Here is a 12,820-nt window from a genome sequence, read left to right as displayed (position 1 = left end):
ACCGTCCGCTGTCCAACGGCTGTCAGCCCCGTTCAGGGTTTGACAGTCAGGGTTTGACAGCGACCCCCGCGAACGGGACCTCGTTGATCTCCGGGTTCGCCGCGAAGTCGCCCGCACCGTCCGGCCGCCACGCCGGGCAGCCGACGAGCCCCGGCTCGACCAGCTCGAACCCGCCGAAGAACGCCAGCACCTCGTCGTGCGTGCGCGGGAAGGCCTGGTTCTGGGAGCTCTTGGTGTTGTAGGCCTGCACGGCCTCGTCCATGCCGGCGGGCTTGGCCTCGGCCGACGCGTGTGACAACGCGAGGAAACTGCCGGGCGCCAGCCGGTCGCGGTACTGGCCGACGACCGCCGCCGGTTCCCAGTCGTCCGGAACGAAGTGCAGCACCAGCAACATGAACAGGCCGACCGGCTGGTCGAAGTCGAGGAGCTTGCGGGTCGGGTCGGCGTTGAAGATCGCGTCCAGGTCGCGCAGATCGGCCTGCACCACGGCGGTGTTGCCGTTGCCGGCCAGGATCAGCTCGCTGTGCGCGACCGCCACCGGATCCCGGTCGACGTAGACGACCCGGCAGTCGGGGGCCTCCGCCTGCACGATCTCGTGCAGGTTGCCCACGGTGGGGATGCCGGAGCCGATGTCGAGGAACTGCCGCACGCCCTGCTGGACCATGTGCAGCGCGGCCCTGCGCAGGAACGACCTGTTGAGCCGCGCGGCGTCACGGACGCCGGGCATGATCTGCAGGATCTTCTCGGCCAGCATGCGGTCCGGGGCGAAGTTGTGACCGCCACCGAGCCAGTAGTCGTACACCCGTGCCGGTGACGGCACCGTCGTGTCTACACCTGGTGGAACCCAACCGAGGTCGTTGCTCACCGACTGAGCGTACTTGTGTACGCCATACCTGCCGATGTGTGCGGCAGATCGGCCGAACGGATGAGCATCCAATCGTGTGTATCTGCTCGCCACCACTGGCGCGATGGCTCTAGGTTGTTCGGGGTCGCGAGAGGGTGGTGTGATGCCGAGCGTCACGACGGTGCCGGGCCGATGGCCTCTCATCGGTCATACCGTCACCCTGCTCAGGTCGCCGGTCGAGTTCCTGTCCTCGTTATCCGCCAAGGGCGACGTGGTCAGAGTCTTCCTCGGTCCCCTACCGGTGCACCTGGTCACGACACCCGAGCTGGCGACGAAGCTGCTCACGTCGGACAAGTTCGACAAGGGCATCGTCTTCGACAAGATGCGCCCGTTGTTCGGCAACGGGCTCGCCACCTCGAACGGCGCGTTCAACCAGCGGCAGCGCCGGATGATGTTGCCCGCGTTCAGCCGCAACAGAGTCTCGACCTACGCCGAGACCGTGATCACCACGCTGGCGACCGAACTGCGCGACTCGTGGCACGACGGTCAGCGGCTCGAGTTCGACGAGGTCATGCAGGACTTCGTGATGACCGTCGCCGGTCGCACGCTGTTCTCCGCCGACCTCGGTCCCGAGGTGCTGGCCGAGATCAAGCACTCCATCCCGATCATGCTCCAGCACGTGCTGGTGCGCGCGTTCTCGCCTGGCTTCGTGGAAAAGCTGCCGATCAGGGCGAACCGCGAGTTCGACGAGGCCGCCGCCCGGCTGCGCAGGATCATTCCCGAGGTCGTCGTCGGGGCCAGGGAGGGCGGCGCCGACCACGGTGACCTGCTCTCCGCACTGCTCGCCGCGCGGGACGCGGACACCGGCGAGGCGATGACCGACGAGCAGATCCACGACGAGGTCGTCACGATCCTCACCACCGGCGCGGAGACGACGGCGGTGGCGCTGGCCTGGTTCTTCCACGAGGTCGGCACGCGACCCGAGGTGCGCCGGCGGTTCCACGCCGAGGTCGACGCCGTGCTGGGCGATCGGCCGGCGACGTTCGAGGACGTGGCGAAGCTCGAGTACACCGGCCGGATCATCAACGAGGTGCTGCGGCGCACCCCGCCGATCATCCTGATGCGCCGGGCCCGTGAGGACGTCGAGATCGGTGGCGTGCTCATCGAGAAGGGCTCCGAGATCGCGGTCTCGCAGCACACGCTGCACCGCGATCCGCGCTGGTTCCCGGATCCCGACGGGTTCGACCCGGACCGTTGGGAGCCTGCCAGAGCGGCCGAGGTGCCGAAGGGCGCCTTCATCCCGTTCGGCGGCGGCTCGCGGTTCTGCCCTGGACATTTCCTCGCCCACACGGAGATCGCGATCGCGGCCGCGACGATCGCCACCCGGTGGGATCTCGTTCCCGTTGCGGGACAACGCGTCTACGCCCAGGTGAAGGCGACCATGCAGCCGAACCAGCTGCCGTTGGTCGCCACCCGAAGGAAGCCGACACAGAGAAGGCCCCAAGCGTGAAACTGCTCCCCGTTCTCGCCGCCGTGCTGGCGATGACGTCCCTGACGCCTGCCGCCCACGCCTCCGGTGTCGCGTGTTCGATGGCCACACTCCCGGTTTCCGGTCCCACAACGGGAACCGCCACGGTCTCCGGTCAGCTCTGCACGCCGACAGGTGTGAACCCGTCCTCGATCCAGCTGCTGGTGCACGGCGGCACGTACAACCGCGCGTACTGGGACCTGCCGGGTGTGCCGGAGTCCTACTCGTACCAGCGGAACATGGCGCGCGAAGGCCGTGCGACGTTCGCCGTCGACCGGCTCGGCACCGGTGCCTCGACGCACCCGCTGAGCCTGCCGATGCTGATTTCCGCTGAGGCACGGTCGTTGCACGAGGTGGTGCAGCACCTGCGCGCCGGACACGTCGGCGGCACCGCCTACCAGAAGGTCGTGATCGTCGGACACTCCGTCGGGTCGGGCATCGTGGCGATGGAGGCCGCGACCTACCACGACGTGGACGGCGTCGTGCTGTCCGGCATGACGCACATGCCGGCCGTGCCGGTGCTCACTCTCGGTGCGGCACTGGGACTTCAGCCGGTGTTCCTCGACAACGTCCTCGCCGCGCTCGGCAGCGACCCGCTGTACTTCACGACGCGGCCGGGTGCGCGGGCCGGGTTGTTCTACGCGATGGACGACGCCGAGCAGCTCGTGTTGAACGCGGACGAGGCGACCAAGGACCAGGTTTCCGTGCCGGGCATGGGAACCGTGGCCGTGTTCGGCATCGTGCTGCCGACGACGTACGGGATCGACGTGCCGGTGTTCCAGGCGGTCGGCACGAACGACGTGTTGTTCTGCGGCCTGCTGGCGTTGCGCGACTGCTCGAACGCCGCGGCGTTGCGCGCCCAGGAAGCGTTGTACTACCGGCCGGAAGCGCAGCTGGAGACCTACGTCCTGCCCGGTGCAGGGCATTCCCTCGCCCTGCACCGCAACGCCGAGGACTACCGCGACGCGACCCGCGCGTGGCTCAGCTCGAAGTTCGGGATGTGAGCCGGTAGGCGGACGTGCCGAGGCCGGAGGGACCCTGGTGGAACACCGGGATCGGTCCGGCCTCATCGTAACGGCTGGTTTCCCGGTGCCAGTGGATGATTCCGGCGATCCAGTCCTTCAGTTCGTCGGCGTACCGGGTGAGCGCGGAGTTCGGTGGCAGCTCGTCGACCGACCTGACGAACTGGTCCAGGCGGGCGTCCATCAACGCGTAGGTGATCTCGAAAGCGCGGGACTGTGAGACGCCGAGGAAGTTCTCGACGACGCGGACCATGTTGTGCACCTCGCCCTCGTGCTGAATCTCCTTGGCGTACGAGAACACGTCGTTGAGCATCGTGCAGTAATCCATGGCCGACCGTTCCATGGTCTGCACGACCCGCGTTTCCCACAGCTCCGGCGGCACGGTCGCGGAATGCGAGAAACGGCTGAGCGAGGTCGTGAGTTCCGAACCGAACGTGCTGCGCCGCATTTCCACGTAGTCGATCGGGTCCGGGATGCGGTTGAAGTGCATGTTGATCACTTCCCACACCCACGCGTCGAGCATCGCGTCGACGGTGTCCCGGAACGTGGCACGGAACTCGGGGGTCATCGGCGCCGCGGTCCGTTGCCACAGATCGGCCAGTGAAAGCTCCATGGCGTTGGCTGGAACGACGGTCTGCACGAGGTCGAGCGGCATGCAGGCCTTGAGCCGGGCCGTCTGCGTCTTCACGCCGAGGAGGTTGCGGGTCTGGCCGAACCAGAGCGGGTAGACGTCGTCGGCGTACGTGCCCCAGGTGAGCCAGCAGCCGGACAGGAACAGTTCCTGCGGCGTCGCGTCCGGGTCGATGCCGGCCGAGCACAGCGGGAAGTCGAAGCCCCGCACCTTGCGCTCGTCCCAGACGCCCTCGCTGGTCATGCCCTGTTCGACCGCCCACGCGACGACCTGCTCCCTGGCCTGGTCGAGGTGCGGCGAGAGGGTCAGCGTGAACGGGACCTCGAACGACGGCAGTGTGTACGGCTCGACCCGTTTGGGCGTGCTGGTGAACTGGCTCAGCCGTTGCGGCATGGTCTTGGCGTACGAGCCGAGGATCGACCCGGTTCTGACGTTCTGGTTCATGTACCGCGACGACCGCAGGTGCCACTCGTGCCCGCCGGCCTGCCAGTCCTGCAGGCCCTTCACGTAGCCCAGGACGGCCGCGCGTCCGATGGGGTCGACGGCGTGCTCGTCGAGCAGGATCGGGACCTCCGTGAGGGCCGTGTGCTCGAACTGGTGCAGCCGGGACGTGAGGAGGTCGTTGACGGCCTCCGCGGCTTCCTGGGTGGGGATGTCGAGGAACGTCTCGAACACCAGCACGCTGTTCGACAGCTCGCCCTCGTCGAGCACCTCGCGTTCGTAGGAGAACAGGTCGTTGCGCAGGTGCACGGCGTCCGAGAACGTGTCGCGCAGGACCCCGATCGGCCTGGTGAGAGCGATTCGTCCGGGCACTTCGAGGCCCACCGCGTGCTCGACCAGGTTCGCCGACCAGGGCGCGCCACCGACCTTGCGGCGCATCTCGACGTACTCGATGGGGTTGGCCAGCCGTTCCGCGCTGATGTTCCGCAGCTCCCACATCGACTCGTCGAGCAGGTGCTTGGTGTTGGCGGCGAACCGCTCGCGCCAGCCCTGCGAGTGACTGCCGACCGTGCGGCGCCAGAGGTCCGCGAGACCCTTCTCGACGGGGTTCGTCGGGGTCTCGGCGATCCGGCCGTTGACCGGCATGAACAACGGCAGCCGGTCGAGGTACCGCTGCGCGCCCTCGATGTCCGGGTTGCGCTTGTAGAGCTCGACGAAGTGGTCGTCGAAGTAGAAGACCCACACGTACCAGTCGGTGATGAGGTCGAGCGTCTCACCGTCGCAGTCGGGATGTGTGTACGCGCAGAGCAGCGCGTAGTCGTGCGACTCGAGGTCGTCGTCGGTCCAGATCACCGTGCCGTGCTGCGGTACGTCGATCATGTCCATCTCGTGCGCCCAGGCCCGCGTGTGGACGCGGGCGCGCTCGAGGTTCGGGTTCAGCCGGGCCGGATAAGGCGTGTAGAACTCCGGCAACTGGAACGGCTGCATGTGACCTCCGTGCGTTGGACATGATCGCGATGCACGCAACCAGTCCGACGCGAGGCCGCGCCAGATGGTGGAACCTTGATCCACACTTTTGTAGTGCGGTGTCGCCCGTTCAGCCCAGCAGGTCTCGACAGGCAGGCACTCAGCGCACCAGCGACTGCGCGCTCAGCTTCACCGCGAAGGGGAACTGCAGCTCGATGATCTCTTCGCCGTCCGAACGGGCCTGCTCGACGTACACGCCGTTCTCCAGGTGCAGGCAGCGCAGCCAGGGACTGTCGTAGTCGATCATCCAGTAGTTCTCGCAGCCGACTTCCTGGAACTTCGCCCGCTTGAGCTCCAGATCCACGTGCCGCGTGCGGGGCGACAGGACCTCGACCGCCAGCACGGGCGGTCCCATGAGCGCCTGCTTCGTGAACTGCTCGCGCCGGCCCACCACCAGGTCCGGGATGAACACCGTGTCGTCGGCGAGCACCACGTCGACCGGAGCGGGGAGGACCTCCAGCTCCGGCGGGCAGACAGCCGTCAGCGCCACCAGCAGTCGCGCGACGACCCGCTGGTGCACGGGGCGGGGTGAGGGGCTCATGACCAACACCCCGTCGACGAGTTCGAAACGGTGCCCATCATCAGGCATCGCCTCCAGGTCCGCCCACGTCAATGGCCTGCCGTGGGGAAACGTCGGGACACCACCCATGGTGCGTTCCACCCCCGTGTCGAGGCCACTGTCCGCCGGACGGATCCCGGCGATGCCATTAGACAAGACTGGTCCGATTCGCACGACTCACAAGCCCCTTTTGGCCGACCTCACACCACTGCGCGCACACGTCTCCGTCACGCCCGCCTCGCTGGGTGAGCGTCGAGTGGTCCTGCCGTGGAAGGCGCCACCCGGACGGAGCAGCCTTTTGGTTGCAATCGAACAACTGGCTAATTTTTGATCAATTTTCGGGCGATTTTCGGTAACGCCATCGCCCCTGCCAATTGTCCGCGAATGCGACCCTAACGGAATCTTACGAGCCCGCCAAGCACTCTGTTGGAGCAATACCTCGCGGAAGGCCGTGTGATCGTGGTGGGGACGATGTGTGGACGCTCTCCAACACCCTCGGTGGCACCACCACCGAGGGGAGCCGGGAATGCGCAGCACCAAGGACAAGGTCGCTCAATACGCGGCGTTCGCGTTGATCGCGGGAGTTGCTACGACGCTGGTTCTGCTGGCGCTGTGGCTCTAGCGAGAATCCGCTTCGCGACTGCCACCGCCCTGGGCTGACGCAAGCGCTCGGCGGCCTGGACCGCCTCCTCGCCGTAGCGGACGGCGGTCTCCCGGTCGCCGAGCGCCAAATGCAGCCGGCACAGCTGGCCGAGCACGCGGTCGCCCATCCACAGACGCCTGGCCTTCTTGATCGCCTCCAGACTCCATTCGCCGTACCGCACGGCCTCGGTCAACCGTCCTTCCAGCTCCGCGCGGATGGCGAGCACCAGGGCCAGCTCCAGTTCACCGGCGTGGTCCTCGATCTCGTCCATGGCCCTGAGCGCCTCGTCGTCACCGGCCACTCCCAGGCCTTCCCGGCAAAGGTCCACTGCCGCGCGCGTCAACTCCAGCGCCTTGCCCGGCATGCCGAACTCAAGTACCGCGTAGGCGAAGTCGGACCGCGAGAGCAATTCGTTGCGCCAGTCCCCGTACTCCTGGAACGCCAGCAGGGATCGTTCCAGGTACTCGACACACTCGTCGTCGTTGAACAAGTAGAAGTGGGTATAACCGAGGTCCTGCAACACCATTGCGGCGCGCCAGATGTCGCCGTGCTCTTCGAGCAACGACAGCGCTGCCTCGACGTGCGCCAATGCTTCGTCGTTCTGGCCCCGGAGCACGTACACGAGGCTGAGGTTGTGCAGCGCGCTCGCCTCACCCGTCGGCGCTCCCGCGGCCCGCATCAGCTTCAACCCTCGTTCGAAGTACTCCTGCGCCTTGTCGAGCTGATTGGTTTCCCGCGCGATGATGCCGAGCAACGCCAGTACGGACGCTTCCCCGCGCAGATCGCCGATCTGGCGCATCAGTTCCAACGACTCGTACAGGTGATCAAGCGGCTTCGCGTCCTGCCGCGCCATGTAGGCCGATCCGAGGCCCCTCAACGCCTCCGCGCGGGCTTTCAGGTCGCCGAGCTGGCGTGCGGCGGCGAGCGCGACGTTCTGCAGCTCGATCCGTTCGCGGCCATAGCCCAGCAGGAAGTTCGCCATGTGGTGCGGCACCTGCCAAGCGTGCGCGTAATGGCCGCGGTAGGCCGCCAGATACACGGATGCCCTGAGGTTCAAGCGCTCTGCGTCGAGCCATTGCGCCGCGTCCCGGACGGTCGTGAGCGGCGGCGGGTCGAACGGGAGGTACCGCAGGACGGAGTGGATCTGCGGGCGGCCTGGGGACATCCGGAACTCCGCAAGGCTCGCCATGTGCAGGTAGTAGTCGAGGATGCGCAGCACCACCTCCTCGGTTTCCTCCTGTTCCACACTGGCTTTCGCGTGGTCGGCCAGCAGGTCGTGGAACCGGTAGCGGCCGTTCTCCTTCTGCTGCACCAGATGCACGTCGAGCAGCTCGTCCAGCAGCCGTTCGGCGTCCGCCCGCGTCGAGCCGATCACCGCGGCCGCGAGGTAGGCGTCCCAGTCCTCGCCGGTGTGCAGGCCGAGCCGCCGGAACAGGCGCTGCTGCTCGGGCGTGAGTTGCTGGTACGACAGGGCGAACGCGCCGGCGACGCTGCGTTCGCCCGCGGTCAGCTCGGTCAGCCGGTGCTCGGTGAGCCGCCGGATGACGTCCTGCGTGGACCACGCGGGCCTGGTGCGCCAGCGGGCACCGACGATCCGCACCGCGAGCGGCAGGTAACCGCAGAGCCGGACGATCTCGCGGGAGCCGTCGAGATCGGCTCTCCGTCCCACGATGCTCGCGAGCAGGCTCAGCGAGTCCTCTTCGGACAGAACGTCGAGCGAGATCGTGTACGCGGCGTCCAGGTCCACGAGCCTGCGCCTGCTGGTGACCAGGACCAGACCCGTTCCAGGCAGCAGCGGACGGACCTGCGCGGCGCTGCCGGCGTTGTCGAGCACCACGAGTGCCTTGCGGTGGGCCATTTCCGCGCGCCACCGCGCCGCGCGGGCGTCGAGGCCGTCCGGGATGTCGTGGGCGGGCACGCCGAGGGCGGTCAGCAACGCCAGCAGGGCGTCCGCCGGGGTGCGCGGTTCGACGCCCTCGGTGTAGGAGTGCAGGTCGACGAACAGCTGCGCGTCCGGGAACTTCTCGGCGAGCCGGTGCGCCGCGCGAACCGCGAGCGTGGTCTTGCCGATGCCCGCCATGCCGTCGATCGCGGTGATCGCGACGCAGCCGGACGGCACGGCGGCGAGGATCTCGCCGAGGTCGTCGGCGCGGCCGGCGAAGTCGGGGATGTCGCCAGGCAGGTCGTTGCGGGTCCGCGGCCGGTTGTCGGCCGTGAGCACCTGCTGGTGGGCCTGTTGCAGGTCCTTGCCGGGGTCGAGGCCGAGCTCCTCGGCGAGCCGGGTGCGGATGTCGTCGTAGGCCCGCAGCGCCTCGGTCTGCCGGTCGCAGCGGTGCAGCGCAATGATCAGCTGGGCCCACATCCGTTCCCTGGTGGGGTGCTGACGGGTGAGCGTGCGCAGTTCGGGGACCAGTTGCTCGTGCCTGCCGTCGCGCAGGTCGTGCTCGATCCGCGCTTCCAGCGTCGCGAGGTGCTTCTCGGTCAACGCGGGCAGGTGGTCGCGTTCGAGGGCGTCGCTGCCGATGTCGGCGAACGGCCGGCCGCGCCACAACGCGAGCGCCTCCCGCGGTTCCAGCTGGTCGAACCGGTGGACGTCGACCTCTTCCGGCCGCACGTCCAGCAGGTAGCCACCGGGCCTGGTCTGCACGAGCGTTGCGTCGCCGAGGTCCTCGCGGAGCCGGCCGACGGTGGTCTGCAGGGCGTTGCGCGAACCGCCGACCAGCTCGACCAGTTCGTCGACGCCGACCACCTGGCCGGGCCGCAGCAACAGCGCGGCGAGCACCACCCGCCGCTTGCCGGGCGGGACGTGGACGTGGCGCCCGTCGAGCACCACGTCCAACGGCCCGAGCAGGCCGAACGATCTCACTGCCACTGACCCCAGTGCACCATCTCGTCGAACCGCAAACGCTTGCGGGTCCGCGGCGAGGCGCCCTCGGAAATGCCGTCCTCCGCGGGGTGCCCGATCGCGATCATGCCGATCGGCACGTACTTGTCCGGCACGCCGAACTCCGCGCGCAGCGCCGGCCACTCCTCCTTGCTGGTACCGAAGAACACCGCGCCGAGGCCCTCGTCGACGGCGGTCTGCAGGATCAGCAACGCGGCCATGCCGGTGTCGATGTCCCAGTACGGGACCGGCCAGTGGTCCTCGCTGCGGTCCGTCCAGCCCTTGTCGGCCTGGGCGTACCGGTCGAGGTAGACCTCCTTGGCCGAGAACGGGATGACGACGACGGGTGCCTTCTTGGTCTCCTCCCCGGCCCACCACTCGAACTTCTCGGCGAGCCGCTTCAGCTGCTCGCCCTGCAGCACCAGGAAACCCTGGCCCTGCGAGAACCCGGCGGACGGACCACGCACGGCGTTGCGCATGATCCGCTGGATGCTCTCGTCGCTGACGGGCTCGCTGGTGAACTTGCGCACCATGCGGCGGCGCCGGACGACGTCCTGGAACTCCATGTCGACCTCCCCCAAGAGACAGGGTTTGACTTTTCGCCTCACGAGCGCCCTTCTCGTGAGGCGAAAAGTCACCAAGTCCTGTTTATTTTCCCAAAAGCACCGTATCAGCGCCCCAGTCTTCCCACCTGGGCCGCCACACCGGCCCTGGACCGCACCTCCAGCTTCGCGAAGATCCGCGACAGGTGACCTTCGACGGTCTTCTCGGCCATCCGGAGCTGCCGGGCGACCTGGCGGTTCGTCAGGCCCTCGCCGACGAGCCCGGCGACCTGGCGTTCGCGGGAGGTCAGCGTGTCGAGCCCGTCCTGGGCCGGCATCGGCGCACCACAGGCGGCGAACAACCCTTGTGCGCGGCGGAGTTCGGCCTCGCCCTCCGCGCGCGAGCCGAGCGCGACGCTCCTCGCCAGCCGCGCTCGTCCCTCCTCCAGCCGCTGGCCTGCCTGCTCGAAGTGGTGGACGGCGCGCGCGGCCCGTTGCCCGGCCTCCGCGTGCTCGCCGAGCGCCTGGTGCACCTGGGCCCAGGCGAGTTCCGCGAACCCGTGGCAGCCAGCCAGCCCCGCCAGGTCAGCCGCCTCGGACGCGTGCTCGGCCCATTCGGCGGAACCCGTTGCCTGCACAAGAAGTTCGTACATCTCGGCGCGGTAGACCGCCGGGACCTTCGGCAGTTCCGCGCCGCCACCGGCGGAGAGGATCTCGGCCGCCGCCGCGTCCTTCTCCCCCGCCGCGAGCAGCGCGTGACCGACCCGCAGCCGGGCGATCGTCGGGTGCCAGCCCTCGATCGCGCGGGCCACGTCGACGGCCCGGCGCGCCACCTCCAGCCCGGTCACGTGGTCGCCCCGCAACGTGAGCAGCCACGAGTGCACGGACAGCGTGAGGGCATGCAAGTCCTTGCTGCCGCTGAGGAACGCCGCCTCGGCCGCTTCCGCCGCACCTTCACATGCTTCGTCCAGGCACCCCAGCCAGCGCAGCGCGTTCGCCACGCCGAGCAGGAGGTTGCCGAGGACGTGGTGCTGGCCGGTGCAACGGGCGACCGCGAGCGCGCGTTCGTAATGCCTCAGCGAGTCCTGGTACCGGCCGAGCCGCAGTTCGCTCCACGCCAGCCAGACCACGGATTCCAGTCTGCGCGCCACGTCCTGGTCCGTCGCACCGTCCACAGCGGACGCGGCGAACGCCAGCCGGGACACGTCGCCGTCCGACAGCGAGGCCACCGCCGCCGCGCCCGCTTCCAGGACCGCGTCATCTTGTGCTCGCGCGATCTCCCGCACGTCCGCCAGCAGTTCCGCGATCGTGTCCGCCGATTCCATGACCTGCAGCAGCGACACGGCCAGCACCAGCTTCAGCACCGCGTTGTCCCGCACGGATTCCAGCTCTCGCGCCGCCAGCGCCCTGACCTCGGCGTGCCGGCCGAGCGCGCGTTCGACGTGGGCGCAGAAGGCCACGACGTCGACCCGCTGCGGGTGGTCCTTGGGCAGGGCGTTCAACAGGTCGTGCAACGCGGCGCGGCTGTCGTTGAGGCGTCCGGACAGGCCGAGTGCGCGGGCTTGTCCCCAGCGCAGTTCCCACTCGTCGCCGGTGCTCAGCGACAACGCCGTCGCGTACCACTGGGCGGCGGTCGCCGGAGCCTTGTGCATCACCGAGTGCGCGGCGGCGGCCAGGACGCCGACGGCGTGCCGATCTCCCGGTGTCGCGGCCAGTTCGACGTGATGGGCGCGGGCTTCCGCCGGCGCGCCAAGGCGTTCGAGCACTTCGGCGGCTCTGCTGTGGGCCTTGTGTCTGGTGGCGACCGGGGCCGAGTGGTAGGCGGCGGTGCGGACGGTCGGGTGCCGGAAGCGGTAGGCGCGCTGGTCGTGCCTGATCAGGTCGGCGGTGATGAGGTCGTCGAGCGCTGTGCGGGCGTCATCGACGTCTTGATCGGCGATCTCGGCGACGACCGAGGCCTCGAACTGGTCCCCCAGCACCGCCGCGACCTGCAACAACCTGGCGGTCTGCGGCGCCAGGACGGACATCTCGCCGCGCAACGCCGCCTGCAGCGCCTCCGAGCCACCGGCGAGCGTCTCCAGGTAGAACGGGTTGCCTCCGCTCTCGTCGTACAACTGCTGTGTGACGGGTGTTCCGAGCAGTTCTCCGGCTTCTTGTCGCGTCAGCGGACCGAGTTCGACGACCGGCAGCCAGTCGATCCGCAGCTGCCGCGGCCGGAACCCGCAGGCGATCTTCGTGCCCGGTGGCCGGTGCCGCACCAGGTGGTGCAGCAGGTCGAGTGACGCCGCGTCGGCCCAGTGCAGGTCGTCGAGCACCAGCAGGACGTCACCGAGGTCGTGCAGCAACGACCTGATCTCGCGGTGCAACGAGTGCCGTCCGGCGGCGGTGAGGTCGGCGCTGAGGTCCAGCGTCCAGTGCTCGCCGAGCGCGTCCACGAACACGCCGAACGGGATGCTGCGCTCGAACTCGCCGATCCGCCCGGAGAGCACGCGCGGGTGGCGGCCGGCGAGGGCGCCGAGCAACGTGGACTTGCCCATGCCCGGATCACCGGCCAGGGCCACGGCGCCGTTGTCCAGGTGCCGGGTGAGCTGCTGCCATTCGCGGTCGCGGCCGACCCGAGGGGTTTCCCTCGTTGTGGTCGCGATCGGGTCGCTGACAATCTGAGCCGTCACGGGCCGCAGCCTGCCGACGGCGTGCATC

The 12,820-nt window shown here is 68.6% G+C and carries 8 protein-coding genes; 2 read left to right on the top strand and 6 right to left on the bottom strand.

The window, feature by feature from the left end:
• Nucleotides 1–46 precede the first annotated feature (46 nt).
• Entirely contained in the window at nucleotides 47–865 is an 819-nt protein-coding gene (locus B0F77_RS02705) for an SAM-dependent methyltransferase (RefSeq protein ID WP_086661143.1), read from the bottom strand.
• 142 nt (nucleotides 866–1,007) lie between these two features.
• Here B0F77_RS02705 and B0F77_RS02700 point away from each other — a divergent pair, with 142 nt between their 5' ends.
• Complete coding sequence (locus tag B0F77_RS02700; RefSeq protein ID WP_086661267.1) at nucleotides 1,008–2,354, top strand: cytochrome P450; 1,347 nt, start codon at nucleotides 1,008–1,010, stop codon at nucleotides 2,352–2,354.
• A 32-nt stretch (nucleotides 2,355–2,386) separates the two neighbouring features.
• Nucleotides 2,387–3,376, top strand: a complete 990-nt coding sequence (locus B0F77_RS02695; RefSeq protein ID WP_086661266.1) for an alpha/beta hydrolase — start codon at nucleotides 2,387–2,389, stop codon at nucleotides 3,374–3,376.
• On the opposite strand, the gene B0F77_RS02690 is transcribed toward B0F77_RS02695, so the two are convergent.
• The 5 genes from B0F77_RS02690 to B0F77_RS02670 form a co-directional block, all read right to left on the bottom strand.
• Nucleotides 3,354–5,453, bottom strand: coding sequence for a terpene synthase family protein (locus tag B0F77_RS02690; protein WP_086661142.1), 2,100 nt, complete (start codon nucleotides 5,451–5,453; stop codon nucleotides 3,354–3,356). The genes B0F77_RS02695 and B0F77_RS02690 overlap by 23 nt on opposite strands.
• A gap of 139 nt (nucleotides 5,454–5,592) precedes the next feature.
• The gene (locus B0F77_RS02685; RefSeq protein ID WP_045310305.1) at nucleotides 5,593–6,141 is read right to left on the bottom strand and encodes a Uma2 family endonuclease; all 549 of its coding nucleotides are present in this window, start codon (nucleotides 6,139–6,141) and stop codon (nucleotides 5,593–5,595) included.
• Between the two features lie 497 nt (nucleotides 6,142–6,638).
• Entirely contained in the window at nucleotides 6,639–9,566 is a 2,928-nt protein-coding gene (locus B0F77_RS02680; protein ID WP_158102573.1) for an AfsR/SARP family transcriptional regulator, read from the bottom strand.
• On the bottom strand, nucleotides 9,557–10,144 hold the full coding sequence (locus B0F77_RS02675) for a nitroreductase family protein (RefSeq protein ID WP_086661140.1): 588 nt from the start codon (nucleotides 10,142–10,144) through the stop codon (nucleotides 9,557–9,559). The genes B0F77_RS02680 and B0F77_RS02675 overlap by 10 nt, the downstream gene beginning before the upstream one ends.
• A 104-nt stretch (nucleotides 10,145–10,248) precedes the next feature.
• On the bottom strand, nucleotides 10,249–12,792 hold the full coding sequence (locus tag B0F77_RS02670; RefSeq protein ID WP_158102572.1) for an ATP-binding protein: 2,544 nt from the start codon (nucleotides 12,790–12,792) through the stop codon (nucleotides 10,249–10,251).
• Nucleotides 12,793–12,820: the final 28 nt, after the last annotated feature.

Origin of the sequence: Lentzea kentuckyensis (assembly GCF_002150765.1) — a bacterium.
GTDB lineage: Bacteria > Actinomycetota > Actinomycetes > Mycobacteriales > Pseudonocardiaceae > Lentzea > Lentzea kentuckyensis.
Note: the sequence above shows the minus strand (reverse complement) of the source record. Positions and strands in the feature narration are given on the sequence as shown.

Coding starts and splice junctions, on each gene's coding strand:
- B0F77_RS02700 (WP_086661267.1), top strand. CDS start 1,008: ATGCCGAGCGTCACGACGGTGCCGGGCCGATGGCCTCTCATCGGTCAT.
- B0F77_RS02675 (WP_086661140.1), bottom strand. CDS start 10,144: ATGGAGTTCCAGGACGTCGTCCGGCGCCGCCGCATGGTGCGCAAGTTC.
- B0F77_RS02685 (WP_045310305.1), bottom strand. CDS start 6,141: ATGGGTGGTGTCCCGACGTTTCCCCACGGCAGGCCATTGACGTGGGCG.
- B0F77_RS02695 (WP_086661266.1), top strand. CDS start 2,387: ATGACGTCCCTGACGCCTGCCGCCCACGCCTCCGGTGTCGCGTGTTCG.
- B0F77_RS02690 (WP_086661142.1), bottom strand. CDS start 5,453: ATGCAGCCGTTCCAGTTGCCGGAGTTCTACACGCCTTATCCGGCCCGG.